This window comes from Streptomyces sp. NPDC058650 (assembly GCF_042717315.1).
Classification (GTDB): Bacteria; Actinomycetota; Actinomycetes; order Streptomycetales; family Streptomycetaceae; genus Streptomyces.
Map to the genome: position 1 here is coordinate 119,892 of NZ_JBHXRL010000021.1, position 20,050 is coordinate 139,941.

Genomic DNA, 20,050 nt, shown 5'->3' on the forward strand with positions numbered 1-20,050 from the left:
GCCATGCGCACGTACCAGGAGCTTTTCAGGACCGCGGAGTTCACCCCGCTGTTCGCGGCCTTCGCCTCACACGTGGCGGCCCAGACGGTGAGCAGAATGGCCGTGGGGACGCTCGTCTACGGCGCGACCGGCTCGCCGCTCCTCGCGGCCCTCAGCATGTTCGGCCCGCTGCTGGCGCAGATGATCGGCGCGAGTGTCCTGCTGTCGGCGGTGGACCGCGTGCCGCCGCGCGCCGCGACCGTCGGCCTGGCGCTCTTCTTCGCCGTGGCCACCACCGCCCTGGCCCTGCCCGGCCTGCCTCTGGGGGCGTTCTTCGCGATCCTGTCGGTGCAGGGCATGCTCGGCTCGGTCGGTGGCGGAGTGCGCTACGGACTGCTCACCGAGATCGTCCCCGCAGACGGCTACCTGCTCGGCCGTTCGGTGCTCAACATGTGCGCGGGAAGCCTGCAGATCTGCGGTTACGCAGCGGGCGTCGTACTCGTCAACGTCCTGACGCCGCGCGGGGCCCTGCTGACCGGCGCAGCCCTCTTCGTCGTCTCCGCGGCCGTCGCCCGCATCGGTCTCGCGAGACGGCCGCCGCGCGCACAAGGCCGTCCGTCCGCGAGCGAGACCTGGCGGACCAACGCGCGGCTGTGGGCGGCGAAGCCGCGGCGCCGCGTCTACCTCGCCCTGTGGGTGCCCAACGGACTCGTCGTCGGCTGCGAGTCCCTCTTCGTCTCCTACGCACCACACCACGCGGGGCTCCTGTTCGCCGCCGCCGCGGTGGGCATGCTGGCGGGGGACACCCTGACCGGCCGCTTCCTGCCCCCGCACCGGCGCTCCAGACTCGGTGCGCCGCCACTGCTGCTGTTGCTCGCCGCCCCGTATCTGATCTTCGTCCTGCACCCGGCGCTGCCCGTGGCACTCGCCGCCGTGACCGTGGCCTCGATCGGCTTCTCCGCCAACCTGCTGCTCCAGGAACGCCTGATGTCCCTGACCCCGAGCGAGCTGACGGGTCACGCCCTCGGACTGCACCACTCGGGGATGTTCACCATGCAGGGCATCGCCGCGGCGGTCGCAGGCGGCATCGCGCAGCTCACCTCACCCGCGACCGCCATGACCGTGATGGCCGCCGCCTCCGCCGCGGTCACCCTCGCCCTCACACCCGGTCTCCGGCGCAAGGGACCGGCGGCCGGAGCCGTGCCGGCCGGAGCCGTGCCGGCCGGAGCTGACCTCTCCGGTCCGACCCGCCTGGACTGATTGTCAGTGAACTCACTCCTTCCGGTATCGCGGACCGCCTCACCGTCACGCGTCTCTCCCAGCACCGTTACGTAGAAGCACTCATTGAGCCGTGCCCGGGATCGACGGGCCGCAGAAGACAGGTGACGGAAATGCGAACTGAGGCCGCCAAGCGGGTCGAGCTGGTCTTCTCCCTCTTCGACGCCAATGGCAACGGAGTCATCGACTCCGACGACTTCGACCTCATGACGGACCGTGTCCTGGAGGCGGCGGTCGCGTCGGACGACGGCGCCAAGGCCGCCATCCGGGCCGCGTTCCGCCGCTATTGGACGACGCTGGCCACTGAACTGGACGCCAACGGCGACGGTGTGATCAGCCTCGACGAGTTCCGTCCGTTCGTGCTCGACCCCAAGCGCTTCGGTCCCACGATCACCGAGTTCGCGGAGGCGCTCTCCGCACTCGGCGACCCCGACAAGGACGGCCTGATCGAGCGCCCGCTCTTCGTCTCGCTGATGACGGCGATCGGCTTCGAGGAGGCGAACATCCACGCGCTCTTCGACGCTTTCGGTCCGGACGGCGAGGACCGCATCCTCGTGGCCACGTGGGCCGCCGGCATCGAGGACTACTACGCGCCGGACATGGCCGGGATCCCGGGCGACCAGCTGGTGGCTGCCCGGGCCGTCTGACACGGCCCGTCAGCGGCTGTCCCGGGACGCTGTCGCTCGTTCATCTTGGAACGCCGCTCGCCGCCCAGGGCGCGGGCGGCGAGCCCTACGACACGACCGAGCTGCGGCCTCTGCCGGAGGCGCCCCATCGAGCGGAGGCCTGCGGCAGGGCCTCGGCCTCGACTCCTGTGCTGCCGTCGTGAGCGCTGCGGACGTCATGCCCGTGGCTTGTGCGCGAACACCCACCGGTTCCCCTCCAGCGCGTCGTTCGGCTCGGGGAGGGGGCCGCGTCCGTGTCGGCGGGTGAAGTCGAAGGGCGTGTGCATCGAGGTGGTCCAGCCCTTGGCCGTCAGGTCGCCCGCGGAGTCAGGTCGCGGGCCCGTGTCGAAGAGGTGGAGCAGGTCGATGCCGATCTGTTCGCGCGTCGCCGTGTAGATCGGGCTGTCGCGGTACGCCAGCAGGTCCTTCTCCAGCTTGGCCTCGAAGGCCAGAGCGCTGCCTCCGGTGGTCAGCCTGTCCACCGTGTCGATGAGGTACGTCTCGGCGGAGCTCGGCAGGTAGAAGAGGAGTCCCTCGGCCAGCCAGACGCTCGGCAAGGCCGGGTCGAAGCCGGCGGTGGTCAGCGTGGTGACCCAGTCCGCGCGCAGGTCGACCGGTACGGGAACGCGCTTCACCCTGGGGGCTGCCGAGAGTTCGGTGAGCACCTGCTGCTTGAAGGCCAGCACGCCCGCCCTGTCGATCTCGAAGACCACCAGGTCGGACGGCCAGTCCAGCCGGAAGGCCCGCGTGTCCAACCCCGCACCCAGCAGGACCACTTGGCGGGCGTTCGTACGGACCGACCGGAGCAGGAAGTCGTCGAGGACCCTGGTCCGCAGGCCGAAGTAGCGGGCGAACCGCCCCCACAGCGGGTCGGCGTCCCCGCCCGGGACCTGCTCGATGCGTACCGGCCAGTCCGCGCACGCCGGAGCGGCACGCACGAAGTGTTCCGCGTAGACGTCCCGGGCCAGGCTGTCGTGGCGGTGGGTCTCGATCGCCCGTGCCGCGGCGACCAGGAGGGCGGTCAGGCCCACACCTCCGTCCACGCCTTCCACGTCTGACTGCTGCTGCTGCGGCGCCGTGCCGGTCATGGTTCCTCCGTTGGCGGAAGTGGGGAGTGCGAGGGGTCTGCTTGCCGGACGGGTGAGCCCGCGGTGGCGCGTGCCTCGCTCATCGGCTGCTTCCCTCCGGGAGCAGGACGGGTTTGACCACGCGGCCCGCGTCGCAGTCGCGTTCGGCCTCGTTGATGTCGGCCAGCGGGTAGGTGCGTATCAGCTGGTCGAAGGGGAAGCGTCCGGCCTGCCACAGCCCGGTCAGCCGGGGTATCAGCAGTCCGGGCACGGCGTCCCCTTCGCAGATGTGGCGGATGCTGCGGCCTCGGTCGAGCGTGCCCGGATCGAGCGACAGCGCGGTGTGGAGCCGTGCCACCAGGCCGAGGGTGCCGGTGGGGCGCAGTGCCCGCAGCGCGTCGTTGATGAGCGGGGCCGAGGCGGTGGTGTCCAGGGCGTACTGCGCGCCGCCGTCGGTCAGCCGTCGGATCCGTTCGGGCAGTCCGGCCGTTCCGGCGGGCAGTGGGATCGCGCCGAACCGTTCGGCCAGGGCGAGCCGTTGGGGATGCCGGTCGACGGCCACGGTCAGTACGCCGGCGGCGGTGGCCGCCATCACCGCGGCCAGGCCCACGGCTCCGGCGCCGAGGACGGTCAGGGTGTCGCCGGGGCCCGCGCCGAAGGTGTTCAGCACGGCTCCGGCGCCGGTGAGGAAGCCGCAGCCGAGGGGCCCGAGCAGTTCGAGCGGCAGCGCGGGGTCGATCCGGACGGCGTTGCGGGCCGGGACGAGCGCGTACTCGGCGAACGAGGACTGGCCGAACCAACGGGGGGCCAGCGCTTTCCCGGTCGCGTCGGTGAGCCGCGGCGGTTCCTCCTCGCGTCCTCCGAAGAGGTTGAGGGAGGCGAAGGAGTCGCAGTAGGCGGGGGCCGCGCCGCGGCAGTTCCGGCAGTGTCCGCAGGAGTCGAAGCTCAGCACGACGTGGTCACCCACGTCGATCGCGGCGTCAGGGCCGCTGCCCGTCCGCACCACGACCCCGGCCCCCTCGTGGCCGAGGACGGCCGGCAGCGGGCTGCGGCCGGCGGATCGCCGGACCGCGAGATCGGTCCGGCACATCCCGGCTCCCGCGATCTCGACCAGGATCTCGCCGGCGGCGGGTTCCGTCCGCAGGGTCACCTCCTCGACCGTGAACGGATCCTCGTACGAGCGCAGTACGGCCGCCTGGAACCTCATCGTCACGCCTCCTGCGGGCGGTGGACGACGAACGGCCGGAGGTTGCCGTAGAGCCCCCACGGTCCGCCCGCGACGCCGACTCCGCTGTCCTTGACGCCCGCGAAGGGCTGGGCGAGGGACAGCTCGGCATGGTGGTTGATCCAGGCCGTGCCGCATTCGAGCCGGTCGGCCACCGCCTCGGCCCGGTCGAGATCGGTGCCCCATACGGAGCCGCCCAGGCCGAAGCCGGTGTCGTTGGCCGCGTCGACGGCTTCGTCGAGGCTCCGGTACGGCAGCACCGGCAGAACCGGTCCGAACTGTTCCTCGGTCACCACCGGACTGCCGGGCGGGACGTCGGTGAGGATCGTGGGGGCGAAGAAGTATCCCGGCCCGTCCAGCCGGTGGCCACCGGACGCCGCCCGGGCGCCGTCCGCCAGGGCCTGCTCCGTGACCCGCTCGACCCGGGCCAGCTGCGCGGCGTTGTTGACCGGTCCCAGCCGGGTTTCGGGGTCGAGACCGGGCCCGACGGCGACGCTCTTCGCGCGCTGGGCGAGGGCTTCGACGACCTCGGCGTGGAGTCGGGCCGGGACGTAGACGCGTTTGACCGCCATGCACACCTGCCCGCAGTTGCGGAACGCCGCCCAGAACAGCCGGTCCGCGATCCGGTCCACGTCGACGTCGTCCAGCAGGACGGCGGCGTCGTTGCCGCCCAGCTCCAGGGTGACCCGGGCGAGCGAGGCCGCCGCCGCTCCGGCGACGGCCCGCCCGGTGGGCACCGAACCCGTGAAGGTGACGTGGCGGATTCCCGGGTGGGACGCGAGGCGGGCACCGAGGGGTTCGCGGCCGGTGACGACGGTCAGTACGTCCTCGGGCAGGACGGTGGCGAGGACGGAGCCGAGCAGCCGGGTGGCGAGCGGAGTGAACGGTGACGGTTTGAGGACCACGGTGTTGCCCGCCGCGAGCGCGGGCGCGAACTTCGCCGCCGCGAGCTGGAGGGGAAAGTTCCACGGCACGATCGCGGCGACGGGTCCGAGGGAGCGCCAGCGGATCTCGCTGTGCACGGGCCGGCCGTCGTCGATCCGGCGCGTCCGGGGGGCCAGGTCGGCGAAGTAGCGCAGGCGGGCCGCCGTACGGGCGACCTCCGCGAACGACTCGGCCAGGGGCTTGCCCTGTTCCCGGGTGAGCAGCCGGGCGAGGTCGTCGCCGGCCGTCTCCACGGCGTCGGCCGCGCCGCGCAACGCGGCGGTGCGGGCGACGGGGTCGGCGCGCCAGCCGTGCCAGGCCCGCTGGGTGCGGGCGACCACCTCGTCCAACTCGCCCGGCTGCTGGTCGGCGGCCTCGTCGAAGGTCTCCCCGGTGGCCGGGTCGACGACGGAGAAGGGTGCGGCCCGGCGTCCGGGGACGCCGTCGGCCTCAGGCGTCGGCATGCCGGCGGTCAGTTCACCGCGGGGACGCCGACGGCGTGCTCCCGCGCCTGCCGGTCCATCTCAGCCCGGAAGGCGGCCACCAGATGCGGCTGGATTCGCCCGGCGTTGCGGTCGCCGCCCTCGCAGACCGCTCCCCGCACGCCCACGATGTCCGTGCCCATGTGGGTCAGCGGACCGAGGTCGGCCTGCGTGACACTGCCCGCGAGCGCCGCCAGCAGACCGGAGGCGTGGGCCAGCCGTACGAACTCGGCACAGACCTCGGGCGGAACGTGGTCGAACAGCCGCGTCCCGTCCTTGATGGCGGTGTCGAGCATGGCCGCGTCGGCACCGGAGCGGGCGGCGATGTCGGGCAAGGCGAGCGGGTTGACGCAGCCGATGCGGTGGGCGTCCGCGTAGCCGGAGGCCACGACGAGCGCGTCGGGGCGGTGGTCCTTCACCGCCCGGACGACCGCGCGCATGACGTCGATGCCCTGATCGGGCGTCGTGCATCCGTAGAGGCCGACCTTGATGTACGTGGCGCCGGAGACGACCGCGCCCAGCGCGGCCTGCGCCACCGTTCCCGGCTTGTACGGGACGTCACCCACGGTGGCGGACACCGGCTTGTCCGCCGGTACCGCGTCGCGGATCTCCCTGATGACCCAGGGGAAGTTGGCGCCCAGCGAGCCCTCGTCGGGCTTCTTGACGTCGACGATGTCGAGGTGTTCCGCCGCCTTGGCACAGTCGAGGGCTTCCTCGACGCCGTCCGGGGAGATGAGAAGCAACACGATGAGCTCCTTCCGCCGCATGTCCACCTGGCCGAAGGGCAGGGGTGCGGATCACCTGGTTCATGTGCGGTGCGCTCATCATTTCCGTCACCCGTGGGAACCGGTAGGGCGCGCAGAGTTTCCATGGGGCGCTCATGCCCAGGTGTAGTGCGCCCGGCATACCTGGGCGAATCGGTCCACGCCGGCAACGTTTAGCCCGGCCGATTGGAGTCAACCCGTCAGTTGGTACAGGCTCCTGCCTACCAGCCACAGGCCCAGCACCAGGCAGATCAGGACGATCGCCGGGTCCTTGTGGCGTTCCAGCCACGCGCGCAGGCTCGTCAGGCTCAGCTGGGCCTTCTCGGGCGCGAACACCATGTACAGCTCCATGGCCAGGAGGCCGGCCGTGGCCAGCACGCAGAACCCGAGGAGCGCCAGAAAGGACTCGACGTGGGAAAGGTCCGCCTTCACGACCGTGGCGGCCGCGGCGCTGACCATTCCCCAGGGCTGGAGGAGCACGGCGAGTCCGGCCGCGGACCATCCCGTGGCCTGGTCCATCCGGGACGTCAGTGACCGGCCGCCGGCAGCACTCTTGGGCCGCTCCTTGTCGGCCGCCGCCGCGACGCCGCGGCGGCTTCGGCGGCGCCTGTGCTCGCTGTAGACGATCAGGACCACGCCGATGACCAGCGTGGCCGCGAGCGCCGCGATCGAGGGCGGCGAGCGGGGAGCGGGCGGTTGCCCGCCGGTGAAGGCCAGGACCATGGCGATCACGGCCACGAGGCAGGCGAGCCAGGCGATGATGAACGCCAGCCCCTTGTACACCCCGCGGGGTGCGGACACGACCAGGACGAACGCCATGACCGGCAGGGGGTAGAGCGTGATGGCCAGGCCGATGAGGAACAGGTCGAGGGTCACGGGCGCACCCCGGTCTCGGTCAGGTCGCGAGGACCTTGGCCTTGGCCTGTGCGAACTCGGCGTCCGTGATCGCGCCGCGGTTCTTGAGCTCGGCGAGCCTCGCCAGTTCCTCCGCGTGGCCGCTGCCGGTCGAGGCGGTCTCGCGTACGTACGAGCGGAACTGCTCCTCGTTCTTGCGGACCCGGTTCACCTCGCGTTCGCCCATGCCGCGCCCACGGGCGATGAGGTAGACGAACACGCCGAGGAACGGCAGCAGGATCACGAAGGCCGTCCACCCCGCCTTGCCCCAGCCGCCCAGCCCGTCGTCGCTGAAGATGTCGCCGATGACGCGGAACAGCAGCATGAACCAGAGGACCCAGAGGAAGATCATCAGAATGGTCCAGAACATGTTCAGCAGCGGGTAGTCCACTGCCAGGTTCACCATCGAGTCCTTCATGGCCGATCTCCTGCCGGTCGTGACGGCCGCGGCTGCCCTTCCTTCGGGTGCCGCGGTCCGGGGTGACGAACTGATCCCAGAGTGCGCCGCGGCCGAGCCCGCCGCACCCCGGGCGGGGACCGAAGCCGGGTCACCCGCTCCGCGGAGCATCGGTGCCGCCGGCCCGGTGACCTCCTGGTGCGCCTGCCGCACGGTGTCCGGATCGCCTGGGACAGTGACCGCCCTCGGGCAGGGGCCCGGCACGGTCGTGGCGTTCCGTGGGAACGAGAGGGGAACGGGGAAGTGGACGGGAATCCGGGGGTCCGCCGGTCGGCCCTGCTCACCGTGGTGCGTTCGATCCTGACGGTGGCGGCCCTGCTGGCCGCCTACTACCTGTTGCCGTTGGACTCGGCCTTCACCGTGCGCACCGTGGTGGTGCTCGTCGTCGGCGTCCTGCTGGTGGGGCTGCTCCTGGGCTGGCAGGTGCACACGATCATGCGTTCCGCGCGCCCGGGGCTCCGGGCCGTCGCGGCGGTGGCGGCGGCGCTGCCGTTCTTCGTCATGCTGTTCGCCGCCACCTACTACCTGCTGGAGCGCAGCGCGCCCGGGAGCTTCAGCGAGGCGATGTCCCGTACCGACGCCCTCTACTTCACGATGACGGTGCTCAGCACGGTCGGCTTCGGCGACATCGCCCCGCGCACCGAAGTCGCCCGGCTGTTGACCACAGGACAGATGACGGCCAATTTCCTGCTGATCGGAGTCGCGGCCCGGTTCGTCCTTGGGGCGGTCCAGGAGGGCCGACGCCTGCGGGGCCTCGGGGGGCCGGGCGACGAGCACGGCGGTCCGCCCACCGCGCGGTGACGTCGTCCGCCTCCGTCTAGGCCTCCGCCTCCGCCGGCTCAGGCCCCCGGCAGCTCCTCCGCGGGCAGCCGGCCCGCGCGTACGGCGTCGACCAGCGCCTGGTGGTCGCGCTCGTTCTGGTCGGCGTAGGCCTCCGCGAACGTCGCGATGGCCCGGTCGAACGAGGTGCCGCCGCCCAGGTACGCGGCGATCGCGATCCGGTCGCCGGACCGCGCGTGCGCCCGCGCCAGCGTGACCCCGCACAGGTCCCCGAAGGCTTCCATGGCCCTGGGGTTCATCTGCTCCGGCACGGCGATGCCCTTCCAGTCGCGCAACTGGCGTACGTAGAAGTCGCGCCGCTCGCCGTCGATCCCGTCCACGCGCTCCCAGCCGAGGAAGATGTCGCTGGTGGCCTGCATCAACCGCTGGCCGGAGACGACGCGCTCGCCCTGGTTGCGGTACGCGCTCGCGCCGACGTGCGCGGCGAGCACGGAGGTGTCCGCCTCCTTGGCCTGGAGGAAGAGCGGGTCCTGGTCGTCCCGGCCGAGGAGCAGGAAGATCCAGCAGCGGGTTCCGACGCTGCCGACGCCGACCACCTTGCGGGCGACGTCCGCCAGGCGGTAGTCCGCGAGGAGCGTGCGCCGGTCGGACTGCAGGGTGCTGCCGTACCGCTCGATGAGGCCGCGGAACTGGCGTTCGAGGGCGGTGCGCTCGACGTCGGGCAGCAGGTCGCCCGCCGGGACGAGCAGCGGGGGGTCCGCCGCGATCACGGGCCGGCCGTCGACCGTCTCGGTGAGCTTGTCGAAGGCCTGGAGGCTGTCGCGGGTGCGGGCCTTGGCCATGGCGCGGGCCAGGTTCTTCCGGCCGCGCTTGTGGAGCCGGTCCGTGGCCAGGGCCTCAAGGCGGTCCGCGTCGATCCTCGCGTACCAGACGTCGAGGGTGCGCATGCCCGCGAGGCGGGTCATCGCCTCGCGGTAGGAACGGACCGTACGCCGGACGATGCGGGTGCGCTCGGCGTCGTCGAAGCCGTTGGCCCGGGCGGCGATGACGAAACTCGCCGACAGTCGTTTGACGTCCCACTCCCAGGGGCCCGGCAGCGTCTCGTCGAAGTCGTTGATGTCGAACATCAACTGCCGCTCCGGCGAGGCGAGGAGGCGGAAGTTCAGCATGTGCGCGTCCCCGCACAGCTGGGACGTGAGCCCTGAGCGGGGGGTGTCGGCGAGGTCGGCGGCCATGATCGCGGCGGCGCCGCGGTAGAAGCGGAACGGGGACTCCGTCATGCGGGCGTAGCGGATCGGGACGAGCTCGGGGACCCGTGCCGCCGACTGCGCCTCCAGGATCGTCAGCGGGTCGGGCCGGTCGGCGGAGGGCCGGTACTCGGCGTGGCCCGACCGCGGCGAGCGGCTCCGGGCTTCCTTGCCGAGCGCCGCACGTTCCTCCGGCGTGGCGTGGCGTGCCGCGCGCATCGCCGCCGACGTGGTCGTATTCCGGGGCATGGGCCCCTCCTGCCTGGCCCTTGCGCAGGCCGTTGGGATGCCCGGCGCGAGGGTCAGGCGGCCGGACGCGGCGTCGTGCCTTCTCCGGTGGGCGCCGCGCCGGACATCGACGTCGGGTGGGGCGGGCTCTCAGCCCTGGTCCTCGCTCTCGGTGTCCGCGACGGCGATGGCGATGCCGAGTGCCTCGGAGATGTTGCCGGCCGCCGTCATGACGCGGGCGGTGCCCACGATCGGCGCGATGGCGACGAGGACGTCCTGTACCTGCTCGGCGGTCATGCCGGTCTCGATGGCGAATTCGATCTGGGCCGCGTACGAGATCGGCGGGGCGTCCGAGGCGGCGAGGGCCGCGATCCGCGCGACCATGAGCATGTCCGGAGCCAGGCCGCACCGCTCGAACGAGTCGATCGTCATGGCGGCGAGGGTGTCCAGGACCGGCGTTTCCGAAGCGGTGGACATGTCGTATGTCCTCCTGTGTGGTGGGGTGACGGGACCGTCAATCGGTGGTGTGCGTCCAACTGGCGCACAGCGCCCAGATGATGAACACGTCGATCGCCAGGATGGTGATCGCCCACCACGGCTGGTACGGCAGCCAGAGGAAGTTGGCGATCGCGCTGAGGGCGGCCAGGGTGATGCCCAGCGCCCTCGCCCAGTCGGAGCCCATGAAGAGGCCCACCGCGGCCAGGACCACGATGATCCCGAGGATGAGGTGGATCCAGCCCCAGGCCGTCAGGTCGAACTCGAAGACGTAGTCGCCGACGCGGGCGTACACGTCGTCCTTGGCGAGGGCCGCGATGCCCTGGAAGACGGCCAGGAGGCCCGAAATGGACAGCAGCACCGCGGCGAACACGGTGCCCCCGCCGGCCAGGCCGCCGCCTCCGGACCGGTGCCCGTTCCCTGGTGCGCGGCCGGTGTTCTGCCACTGCCCTCCGGCCGGTGTTTGCTGGCTCATGGAAGTCACCTCGCAGTTCGCGGTGCGTTGCCGGGCATCCCTTCGGCCGTCGATCTGCTGGTGCCTCCTCGGGATGTCGGGCCAAGGTGCCTCAGTTCGAGTATCACGGTCGCCGGGCCTGCGTGCTCGGCGACGGTGTCCCCGACGGCCGCCGGCGGACGCGAGCGCCGCGCCAAGCCCTGACCGCCACCCCGCCCGCCCGTTCCGTGGGCGGGCGGGGCGGCGCACGGGTCAGTACGTCAGGATGCCCGGGTCCGTGACGCCCTGGGCGCCCGTCTCCACGTGGCCCGCGAGGCGCCGGAGGTAGTCGGCGGACGTGTCCGAGGTGACCGTCACGTCGTACCAGGCGCGGCTCGTGCTCAGGGCGACGGTGTGGGTGACGGTGGCACCGCGGGGAACCGTGACCGTCCGCGGGCCGCCCGCGTAGGCGTGGGTGACGGTGAGGCGGGCGTCGGCCGTCCCCGCGTTGGTGAACGTGAGGTCCAGGTTGCCCGTGGTGGCGTTGTGACGGGCGGTGACCTCGGGGACGGCGGTCTTGCCGGGGGAGCGGAAGCGGCGGAGGAAACCGTTGGGGCCGTGGACCGTGAGGTCGGTGAGGGTCTTGGAGTACTTGGTGTTCCAGGTGTCCGAGAGGGACTTGTTCGCCTCGGTCGTGTACGTCCAGGGCGCGTCCGTGCGGTTCGCCGAGGTCACGTAGAACTGGGCGCCCGCCGAGGGGCCTCCGCTGAACGTCAGGCGGTACGTGCCGGCCGTGGTGTCCGCGCTGCCGTCCACGTACGGGGCGTACTTCAGGGGGCGGGTGGGCTTGGCGCCCGGCTCCTGGCGGGGCATCGCGCCGACGGCCGGGGCGGTGGCGAGGAAGTCGGGGTGGCGGTCGCGGTCCGGCGGGTAGTAGCCGGCGGTCGGCGGCAGCGGCGCGGCCTGGGTGTTCGTCCGCGTGAAGTCGAAGGCGGAGGTCAGGTCGCCGCAGACGGCCCGCCGCCACGGGGAGATCTGGGGCTCCTGCACCCCGAAGCGCTGCTCCACGAAGCGGATGACCGAGGTGTGGTCGAAGGTCTCGGAGCAGGTGTAGCCGCCGGTGGACCAGGGGGAGACGACGATCATCGGGACGCGCGGGCCGAGGCCGTAGGGTCCGGCGACGTACCCCGTCTTCCCGGGGAAGTGGTCGAGCGCGGTCGGTGTGGTCGACAGGCCCTGCGCCGACGAGGCCGGGACGTACGGCGGGACGACGTGGTCGAAGAAGCCGTCGTTCTCGTCGTACGTGATGAACAGGGCGGTACGGGCCCACACGTCCGGGTTCGAGGTCAGTGCGTCCAGGACCTGGGCGATGTACCAGGCGCCGTAGTTCGAGGGCCAGTTGGAGTGCTCCGTGAACGCCTCGGGGGCCGCGATCCAGGAGACCTTGGGCAGCCGTCCCGCCTGCACGTCGGCGCGCAGGTCGGCGAGGTAGGTGTCGCCGTTCTTCACGTTCGTGCCCGTGCGGGCCTTGTCGTAGAGCGGGTTGCCGGGCTGGGCGTTCCGGTAGGTGTTGAAGTAGAGGAGCGAGTTGTCGCCGTAGTTGCCGCGGTACGCGTCGTTGATCCAGCCCCAGGAGCCGGCGGCGTTCAGGCCGTCGCCGGTGTCCTGGTAGACCTTCCAGGAGACCCCGGCCGCCTCAAGGCGCTCGGGGTACGTCTTCCAGCCGTAGCCCGCCTCGGCGTTGTTGAGGACCGGGCCGCCGCCGGTGCCGTCGTTGCCGGTGTGACCGCTCCACAGGTAGTAGCGGTTGGGGTCGGTGGAGCCGATGAACGAGCAGTGGTACGCGTCGCAGATGGTGAACGCGTCGGCCAGCGCGTAGTGGAAGGGGATGTCCTCACGGGTGAGGTACGCCATCGTGGCCTTGGTCTTGGCCGGTATCCACTGGTCGTACTTGCCCTTGTTGAAGGCCCTCTGCCCGCCCGCCCAGTCGTGGTTGAGGCCCTGGAGGAACTCCATGCCGAGCTTGTCGCTCGGCGGCCGGAAGGGCAGGGTGACCTTCGAGCCGTCCGACTGGTTCCAGACCGACTTCCCGCTCGGCAGGGTCACGGGACGCGGGTCGCCGAAGCCGCGCACGCCCTTCATCGCCCCGAAGTAGTGGTCGAAGGAACGGTTCTCCTGCATCAGGACGACGATGTGCTCGACGTCCTGGATCGTGCCGGTCGATCCCTGTGCCGGGATGGTGGCGGCGCGGGCGATGCTCTCGGAGAGCAGGGTGAACGCGGCGGCGCCGCCGGTCAGTTGGAGGAACCGGCGACGATCGATGTCGGTCATGGAGGGAGTTCTCCTCGGGGGTGCGAGCGGTCGGTGGGGGTGCGTGTACGGGTACGGGTACGGGTACGGCTGCGCGCGCGGCCGGCCGGAACCGGGGTACGGGCGCCCCAAGGAGAGCGCCCGCGGCCCACATCCGGGAGGCCGCCTCATGGCTGCCCGCCGTACGGCAGGCGAACACGTTCAGCGGCCCCTGTCCGCCGGGCCGCTGCCAGCGGGGCCCCTGCCCGTCGGGCCGGCCGCCCCCGTGGCCAGCCAGCGGGCGAGTCGCCGCGGGTCGGCCGTCGTGCCGATGACGCGGAGCTCGCGGTGGACCGCCCGGGGGAGCTCGGGGCGGTCGAGCAGCGGGCGGACGGCGGGGTCGGCGAGGGCGAGGGCGAGCACGAGGCCGGTCCACGCCTCGGGGTCCTCGGGGTCCTCGGCCAGAAGACGCGCGTAGGCGCCCACCGCGGCGGGGTCCCCGGCGACGAGAGCGCGCTCGGCGGCGGAGGGCCCGGGGGGCGGGCCGCCGGAGAACGAGCGCAGGTCACCTGAGCCGCCGGGCGGGCCGCCGGAGGCTCCAGCCAGGTCACCTGAGCGGCCGAGCAGGCCCCCGGAGGTCCCCGGCAGGCCGCCGGAGTGTCCGGGCAGGTCGCCGGAGGGTCCAGGCGGCAGGTCCTCGGAGGGCCCGGCCAGGTCGCCGGAGGTCCCAGGCGGGTTCCCGGAGGGCCCCGGCAGGCCGCCGGAGGGTCCGGGCAGGTCCCCGGAGGGCCCCGGCAGGCTGCCGAAGCGTCCGGGCAGGTCGCCGGAGGGTCCAGGCGGTAGGTCCCCGGAGGCCCCGGCCAGGTCGCCGGAGGGCCCAGGCAGGTCCCCCCAGGGCCCGGGCAGGCCGCCGGAGGGTCCAGGCGGTAGGTCCCCCGAGGGCCAGGCCAGGTCGCCGGAGGGTCCAGGCGGTAGGTCCCCCGAGGGATCGGCCAGGTCGCCCGGGCGTCCCCGTGGGCCGTCGGGGTTCGGTGTGCCGAGTAGCCGGCGGATCAGGCGGGTGCGGGCGTGGGACCAGCGGGCCGTGAGGTCGGGGACGACGGAGGACTCGGCGCCGCGGCAGTCGGCCGCCGCCCCGGTGACGAAGGCCCTGGCCAGGGCCCGTACGGCGTCCGGGGCGGGGACCAGGTGCCGGATCCGCCACTCGGTGCGGTGGTCGGTGGCGGCGAACGCGGCCATCGCGTCGACGCCCGGCCGGACCCGCCTGTCGGCCGTCCAGGCGGGCAGCCGGGCGGCCATGCCCCGCAGGAACCGGCGTCCGTGGTCGGTCAGCGCGGGATCGGCGCCGAGGGTCTCGACGGCCTCCCGCGTCTGGCGCAGGCTGAGGGCGAACTCGAACTCGGCCGACGCCCGTTCGGCCGCGGGCGCCCGGTCCAGGCGGCGGGACCAGAAGTCGGTGATGCCCAGGAAGGCGTACGCACCCTGGAGCAGACCGCTCAGGGGCCGGGGGTCGTCCCGCCAGGGGGCGTGGTGCCGCTCGGCGCCGTCGTCCCGCTCCAGGGTCAGCAGATGGAGCAGCGCGCCCAGCTTGGTGTGCTGGAACTCGTGGACCAGCGTGACGGCGAAGGTGACCGGATCGGGCGGCAGCGAGGTCAGCAGGCCGCCGAACGCCTCACCGGAGGAGGCGCTGAGGACCGTCCCGGACGATAACGACCGCACGGGCGTCATGCTGCGCAAGCCCTCCGCGAGTGCCGCGGCCGTCTCCGGGTCGCTGTCCTCCAGGAGGCTCAGCGCCAGACCGAACCGTTCCCGCCAGCGGGCGGTCTCGTCCGGGGCGAGGCGGTGCGCGGGGAGCGGCTCGCTGAGGTCCCGGTACGGGTCGATGTCGTCCAGCCAGACCCCCACCGGCCGCCCCGCCACGCGCGCGTGCAACCGGTGCGGCCCCTGCCACCCCGGGGCGTCGCCGCCGGGCGGGTCGGGCGGGCCGACGCCCGCTCCGTACGGGTCGACCGTCAGCCGCCCCGCCTCCACCACCACCTCCGCCGTCCCCCAGCGCGGGCGGTCCGGCAGCCGGGCGAGTCCGAGGGTGGGGAACATGACGGCGCCGTCCCGCAGGGGCACGGTGGTGCGCAGTGGCAGCCCCGTGCGCAGCGCGGCGACGGCGCACACCGTGAAGACGTGCCCGAGGTCGGTCCAGAGCGGCCCGTCCCCCCAGGCCGTCCGCCGCAGCCGCCGCAGCCCGTGCCCCAGCCAGACCCCGACCTGCGGATGCAGCAGCAGCTCCCCGAAGTCCTTCGGGGCGCGCTCCTGCGCGGCCGTCAGCGTGTCCCACACGCTGTCCACGTCCGGCAGCGGGCCGAGCGCGCCGGGCGTCTCCGCGACGGCGTCGAGCAGGGCCCGCAGCAGCAGGAGGCGCCTGCTGTACTCGGTGGTCCGCAGGAAGCGGATCGTGCCGGCGTCGCCCCGGCCCGCGGCCAGGGCGTCGAAGTGCGCCGAGGGAACGAGATGGTGCGCGCTACGGGCGGGTTCGTGTCGTCCGTCGGTCTGCACGGATCTCCTCCGGGGGACCGTCAGTCGGCCCGACCGGGCTGTCCGTCCTGGGCGAAGTTGACCCGCGGACGCTCGACCTGACGGAGCAGCCGCTCCAGCGACCGGGCGTGCAGGCTCGGGCTCTGCGACCGGAGGGCGGAGAGCGGGACGTCGCTGAGATCGACCAGCTCGGATCCCATGTACTCGTCGGACGTGTGCATGCGCCATCCCCCTAGCAGCCGTGAACCCCGTTGACTTCATGATGGCGCAGCCACAGGGGTTCGGGAAGAGCGTGATCAGCCCGGTCAGCCGCCGGATCCCGGTGTCAGCCGGCGGTCGGCCCAGTCCTTCAGCTCGCGCTGCTCCAGGGAGCCCGGTTCGAGCAGGGAGAGCGCCTCGACGAGGGCGGCCAGCCCCCCGGGATGGCGCCGGCAGGTCCGCACGATGCTGATGATGTCGGGGCGAGGCGCCCCCATGCGGGGGATCGCGCCGGCGAGGTCGGCGGGCAGCATCCCGAGGACGAGCTGCCGGTGGTCCCGGTCCGCCATGCTGGGCCATCCGGCCAGCAGGCCGATGAGTTCGGCGAGCCCGGCGTCCGTCACCGGTTCCTCCAGGCGGCGGGTGGAGGGGAACTCCAGCCGGCGCTCGTCGCCCGCCCAGGACCGGTGCCAGAGCGAGGTGGGCCGCTGTCCCGCCCCGGTGAACTCGCCGAGGACGGTGTCCGCGACCGCGTTCATGTCGGGCGGCCACGCGCCGCCGTCCGAGGCGGCCAGGGCGGCCAGTACGGCACGGGAGAACGCCCCCGTCTGCCGTACGGGGTCGTTGACCGCCCGCTGCCCGGGGCCGGAGGCCAGCAGGACGAACTGCTCCCGGCCCGGCAACCGTTCGCCTCCCGAAGGTAGTTCGGTGGGCAGGGCGCGGGCGAAGCCGAGGTCCTCGACGAAGGTCTGGCAGGAGTCCACCAGCCAGATCTGGCGCCGGAAGCCCGGCAGGAGGTCGGTCGTGAAGGCGGTCAGCCAGGCGTCCAGGTCCAGGTTCCGCCGGTCGTCCGGGCCCGCGTCGCCGTAGAAGAGCCTGCGGTGCCCCTGTGGGTCGGTGACGCCGTGGCCGCCCCAGAACACCCAGAGGAGGTCGCCCTCCAGGGCGGGCAGCCGGCGCGTCAGCACCTCCTGCACGGCCTCCCGCCCGGCGGTGCCCGCGGCGACGTCGACCTCGGGCCCGCCCGCTCCGGGCAAGGGATCGAGCAGCAGGAAGACGTTGGCCGCGGGCACGCCGCGTCCGCGCAGCCAGCCGGTGAAGCGGCGGGCGTCGGCGGCGGGCCCCGGCAGGTCCCAGGACGGTCCCGCCGCGTAGCGCTCCGCACCGACGACGACGGCGTACGTACGCTCCGGACGCGCCCCGGTCACGGCAGCTCCTCCGCGAGGAGGCGGTACAGCTCGGGGTTGCTCCAGTAGGCGCTGTGGGAGAGGGGGAAGGGCTGGCGGCTGTCGAGGGCCACATCGTGGACCCGGTCGGGGAAGACGCCCGCGCCGATGTAGCTGAGCAGGTCCCGCCGGTCGTACACGTTCACCCAGCGCGGTACGTGCCCGGGCAGCGGGCTGCCGTGTTCCAGGCTCGGCAGCGCCCCCAGCTCGTACAGGAACGGCGCCTGCGAGCCGACGGTGACCAGCAGTTCGACCTCCGGCAGCGCCCGCAGCACCAGCAGGTCAAGCGAGGCGATGCCGCCGAGGCTGTGCGCGAGCAGGACGACCGGCGGCTCGGCGGCCCGGACCGCCTCCGCGACGACCTCGCGGATCGCGCCGCCCCGGGACAGGTAGAGCAGGACGTCCCCGGCCGCCGGATGCGCCGCATCGGTGAGCGCGGACCGCCGCTTGACCGCCTGGGCGGAGGCCAGGCCGAGCGCCAGGCGTCCGGCCAGCTTCTTGACGCGCCGGGTGACGGGGCCGCGGTGCGTCCCGGGGGCGCCGTCGGTCCCTTCGGACCCGTCGGACGGGTCGCCGGGGAGCAGGGCGACGATCCGGGCGACGGCCTCGTCGCGGGCGGTGCCGTCGAAGGCTTGCGCCGTGCCCTGCCGCTCGGCCCGGCGGCGTACCGCCTCGGCCGTGAACGCCCGTGCCAGCGCGCCGACTTCGGCGCTCGCGGCGGGGGAGCGCAGGAACTGCCGGCAGTCCGGCGAGGTGAGGACGGCGGCGACGGCGGCGGGGAACTCCTCGCCGATCCCCGCGGCGTCGAGGAGCTCGCGCAGGCGGGCGTCCCCGGTGAGGGACTGGGCCGCCGAGAACAGGGCCTCGCCCGGCGGGAGGGTGCCCGGGGCCAGTTCCGTGCGGGCGGCCGACTCCGAGGTGAGCAGGCGCAGTTCGAGCAGCGGGTCGAGGTAGAGGAGCCCCCAGAACTCGACGTCCTCGTCGGGACCGCCCGCCTCACCTCCCGGGGCGCCCGCCTCCGGCAGCCCGCGCCCAGTGCCGTACCCCGGCACGGAGGCTCCGTTCGAACGCAGTGCCGATCCCGCGCTTTCGCCCCAATAACAGGGAGTAATGGAGACTTCGGGCCGTAAGGGCAGCAATCCCGCCCGTACCAGCTCCAGGGTTCCGGTGAATCCCGGCTCGCGCACTCCCGTGCCGTGTACGAACAGCACTGTCGTCATGCTGACCCCCCGTTCGTGGCGGCATACGCCAAACGGCTTCCACGATAGGCCACTTGCCGGGATGGCGGCTACACTCCGTAGGGGCTGTGCCACAGTGAGCGGCATATGCCAGAAGGGAATGCCGGTGAGCTCGGACTCCGTCGTCACGCATGTCGTCGCAGCCCTGGCCGTGGTGATCGCGACCTCCTCCGCCCTGGGTGCGGCAGCGCGCAGGCTCGGTCAGCCACCGGTCGTGGGACAGCTTTTCGCGGGCATCGCGCTCGGCCCCAGCCTCCTGGGCCTGTTACCCGGCCAGGTGTACGAGACCCTCTTCCCGGCGGAGATCCAGCCCGTCCTGACGTCCCTGGCCCAAGTGGCCCTGGTCCTCTTCCTCTTCGCCGTCGGATACGAACTGGACCTGGGCCTGCTGCGCGGTCAGCGGGCCGTGGCCGCCGTCTCCCTGGGCGGCTTCGTCGTCCCGATGGCGATGGGCGCCGGCCTCGTCCTGCTCCTCCCCGAGGCCTTCGCGTCGGTCAACGACGGGCGTCCCGTCGACAGCACCTTCGTCCTCTACATGGCGGTGGCCCTGTCCATCACGGCGGTCCCCGTCCTTGCGAGCATCATCAAGGACCAAGGTCTGGCCGGGAGCGTGCCCGGCACGGTCGCGATGGCCGCCGCCGGTGTCATCGACGCGCTGAGCTGGCCCGTACTGGCCGTGGTCCTGGTCGGCGGCGCGCACGGCTCGCTGCGGTCCTGGGCGGTCAAGGCCGCCCTGCTGGCCGTGTACGTCCTCGTGATGCTCTTCGCCGTACGGCCCCTGCTGGCCTGGTGGAAGGCCCGGCCCGGCACCCGGGTGTCCCAGCAGGTCCCGGTCGCCGTCTCCGTGGCCCTGGCATCGGCCTGGGCCACCAACGCGCTCGGGCTGCACGTCATCTTCGGCGCGCTGCTCGCCGGAGTCGTCATGCCCCGCCGGCCCGACGGCTCACCGGACGGCAGCCTGCTCCGCCCGCTCCAGGACGCCGGGAGCCTGCTGCTCCCGGTGTTCTTCGCGGTCTCCGGGATGGCGGTGGCGCTCGACGGGCTGCACGGCTCCGACCTGCTGCTCCTGGCGGTGATATGCGCCGCGGCGGTGGTCAGCAAGGTGGCCTCCGGAACGCTCGCGGCCCGCGGTGTCCGCATCCCCTGGCGGGACTCGCTGCTGATCGGCGTCCTGCTCAACACCCGCGGGCTCACCGAACTCATCGTGCTCAACGTCGGGTTGGCGACCGGGGTGATCGGTCCCCGGCTCTACGCGCTGCTGGTCGTGATGGCGCTCCTCACGACGGCCGCCGCCGGGCCGCTGATCGGGCTGCTGCGCCGCCGTCCGGACGCCGCACCGCCCGCCCCGCCCGCCGGTCGCCCGTCGCGCGGCGGGAAGTCACCGGAGATCCTGACCGGCCCGGACTCCGGTCCGGACTCCGGACCGGTGTCCGCCGCGGGCGCCGAAGCGGCGCCACGGGCGTAGAAGACGTCCCGGGCCCGATTAGCCCGGGTGGGCCGGCCGGGTCCAGGACAAGGGGGGTGCCGCACGCCTGCGACGACCCCGGGTCCTCGCCGGGGACCCGGGGCAGGATCTCAAGGGCCAGGCTCTACAACACAACTGACGCTGCCGACGGTGGGGGGGGGGGCGATCGCGCAGGACGCCGGCTCAT

At 72.9% G+C, this 20,050-nt stretch carries 18 protein-coding genes; 4 read left to right on the forward strand and 14 right to left on the reverse strand.

The window, feature by feature from the left end:
• The first annotated feature begins 3 nt into the window (after nucleotides 1-3).
• Together ACFWWU_RS29965 and ACFWWU_RS29970 are read left to right on the forward strand one after the other, a co-directional pair.
• A complete protein-coding gene (locus tag ACFWWU_RS29965; protein WP_384149770.1) occupies nucleotides 4-1,239 on the forward strand; it encodes an MFS transporter in 1,236 nt (411 codons plus the stop codon).
• A 131-nt stretch (nucleotides 1,240-1,370) separates the two neighbouring features.
• The gene (locus ACFWWU_RS29970) at nucleotides 1,371-1,904 is read left to right on the forward strand and encodes an EF-hand domain-containing protein (protein WP_384149773.1); all 534 of its coding nucleotides are present in this window, start codon (nucleotides 1,371-1,373) and stop codon (nucleotides 1,902-1,904) included.
• 194 nt (nucleotides 1,905-2,098) lie between these two features.
• Here the strand turns inward: ACFWWU_RS29970 and ACFWWU_RS29975 are convergent, their stop codons facing one another.
• From ACFWWU_RS29975 to ACFWWU_RS30000, 6 genes are all read right to left on the reverse strand, one after another.
• Nucleotides 2,099-3,010: a class I SAM-dependent methyltransferase gene (locus tag ACFWWU_RS29975; RefSeq protein WP_384149775.1), complete on the reverse strand. Its 912-nt coding sequence runs from the start codon at nucleotides 3,008-3,010 to the stop codon at nucleotides 2,099-2,101.
• 79 nt (nucleotides 3,011-3,089) lie between these two features.
• Nucleotides 3,090-4,196 carry an NAD(P)-dependent alcohol dehydrogenase gene (locus tag ACFWWU_RS29980; RefSeq protein WP_384149777.1) on the reverse strand — a complete coding sequence of 369 codons (1,107 nt, stop codon included), beginning with the start codon at nucleotides 4,194-4,196 and terminating at the stop codon, nucleotides 3,090-3,092.
• A gap of 2 nt (nucleotides 4,197-4,198) precedes the next feature.
• Entirely contained in the window at nucleotides 4,199-5,602 is a 1,404-nt protein-coding gene (locus tag ACFWWU_RS29985) for an aldehyde dehydrogenase family protein (RefSeq protein WP_384149780.1), read from the reverse strand.
• 8 nt (nucleotides 5,603-5,610) lie between these two features.
• Nucleotides 5,611-6,366: a (5-formylfuran-3-yl)methyl phosphate synthase gene (locus tag ACFWWU_RS29990; RefSeq protein WP_384149783.1), complete on the reverse strand. Its 756-nt coding sequence runs from the start codon at nucleotides 6,364-6,366 to the stop codon at nucleotides 5,611-5,613.
• A 210-nt stretch (nucleotides 6,367-6,576) separates the two neighbouring features.
• Nucleotides 6,577-7,260 carry a GAP family protein gene (locus ACFWWU_RS29995; RefSeq protein ID WP_384149786.1) on the reverse strand — a complete coding sequence of 228 codons (684 nt, stop codon included), beginning with the start codon at nucleotides 7,258-7,260 and terminating at the stop codon, nucleotides 6,577-6,579.
• 19 nt (nucleotides 7,261-7,279) lie between these two features.
• Nucleotides 7,280-7,696, reverse strand: a complete 417-nt coding sequence (locus ACFWWU_RS30000; protein WP_384149789.1) for an SHOCT domain-containing protein — start codon at nucleotides 7,694-7,696, stop codon at nucleotides 7,280-7,282.
• 282 nt (nucleotides 7,697-7,978) lie between these two features.
• Between ACFWWU_RS30000 and ACFWWU_RS30005 the strand changes: the two genes are divergently transcribed.
• Nucleotides 7,979-8,536, forward strand: coding sequence for a potassium channel family protein (locus ACFWWU_RS30005; protein ID WP_384149793.1), 558 nt, complete (start codon nucleotides 7,979-7,981; stop codon nucleotides 8,534-8,536).
• A 38-nt stretch (nucleotides 8,537-8,574) separates the two neighbouring features.
• Here the strand turns inward: ACFWWU_RS30005 and ACFWWU_RS30010 are convergent, their stop codons facing one another.
• The 8 genes from ACFWWU_RS30010 to ACFWWU_RS30045 form a co-directional block, all read right to left on the reverse strand.
• Entirely contained in the window at nucleotides 8,575-10,011 is a 1,437-nt protein-coding gene (locus ACFWWU_RS30010; RefSeq protein WP_384149796.1) for a DUF2252 domain-containing protein, read from the reverse strand.
• A gap of 129 nt (nucleotides 10,012-10,140) precedes the next feature.
• Nucleotides 10,141-10,467, reverse strand: coding sequence for a carboxymuconolactone decarboxylase family protein (locus ACFWWU_RS30015; RefSeq protein WP_384149799.1), 327 nt, complete (start codon nucleotides 10,465-10,467; stop codon nucleotides 10,141-10,143).
• 37 nt (nucleotides 10,468-10,504) lie between these two features.
• Nucleotides 10,505-10,960 carry a hypothetical protein gene (locus ACFWWU_RS30020; protein WP_384149802.1) on the reverse strand — a complete coding sequence of 152 codons (456 nt, stop codon included), beginning with the start codon at nucleotides 10,958-10,960 and terminating at the stop codon, nucleotides 10,505-10,507.
• Between the two features lie 231 nt (nucleotides 10,961-11,191).
• Nucleotides 11,192-13,249, reverse strand: a complete 2,058-nt coding sequence (locus ACFWWU_RS30025; RefSeq protein WP_384149805.1) for a phosphocholine-specific phospholipase C — start codon at nucleotides 13,247-13,249, stop codon at nucleotides 11,192-11,194.
• 180 nt (nucleotides 13,250-13,429) lie between these two features.
• Nucleotides 13,430-15,757, reverse strand: a complete 2,328-nt coding sequence (locus tag ACFWWU_RS30030; protein ID WP_384149808.1) for an aKG-HExxH-type peptide beta-hydroxylase — start codon at nucleotides 15,755-15,757, stop codon at nucleotides 13,430-13,432.
• Between the two features lie 20 nt (nucleotides 15,758-15,777).
• On the reverse strand, nucleotides 15,778-15,957 hold the full coding sequence (locus ACFWWU_RS30035; protein ID WP_384149811.1) for a hypothetical protein: 180 nt from the start codon (nucleotides 15,955-15,957) through the stop codon (nucleotides 15,778-15,780).
• Nucleotides 15,958-16,041: 84 nt separating this feature from the next.
• Nucleotides 16,042-17,142 carry a caspase family protein gene (locus ACFWWU_RS30040; RefSeq protein WP_384149814.1) on the reverse strand — a complete coding sequence of 367 codons (1,101 nt, stop codon included), beginning with the start codon at nucleotides 17,140-17,142 and terminating at the stop codon, nucleotides 16,042-16,044.
• Nucleotides 17,139-18,212, reverse strand: a complete 1,074-nt coding sequence (locus ACFWWU_RS30045) for a hypothetical protein (protein ID WP_384149817.1) — start codon at nucleotides 18,210-18,212, stop codon at nucleotides 17,139-17,141. The genes ACFWWU_RS30040 and ACFWWU_RS30045 overlap by 4 nt, the downstream gene beginning before the upstream one ends.
• 292 nt (nucleotides 18,213-18,504) lie before the next feature.
• Between ACFWWU_RS30045 and ACFWWU_RS30050 the strand changes: the two genes are divergently transcribed.
• Nucleotides 18,505-19,863 carry a cation:proton antiporter gene (locus tag ACFWWU_RS30050; RefSeq protein WP_384149820.1) on the forward strand — a complete coding sequence of 453 codons (1,359 nt, stop codon included), beginning with the start codon at nucleotides 18,505-18,507 and terminating at the stop codon, nucleotides 19,861-19,863.
• The last annotated feature ends 187 nt before the right edge of the window (nucleotides 19,864-20,050 follow it).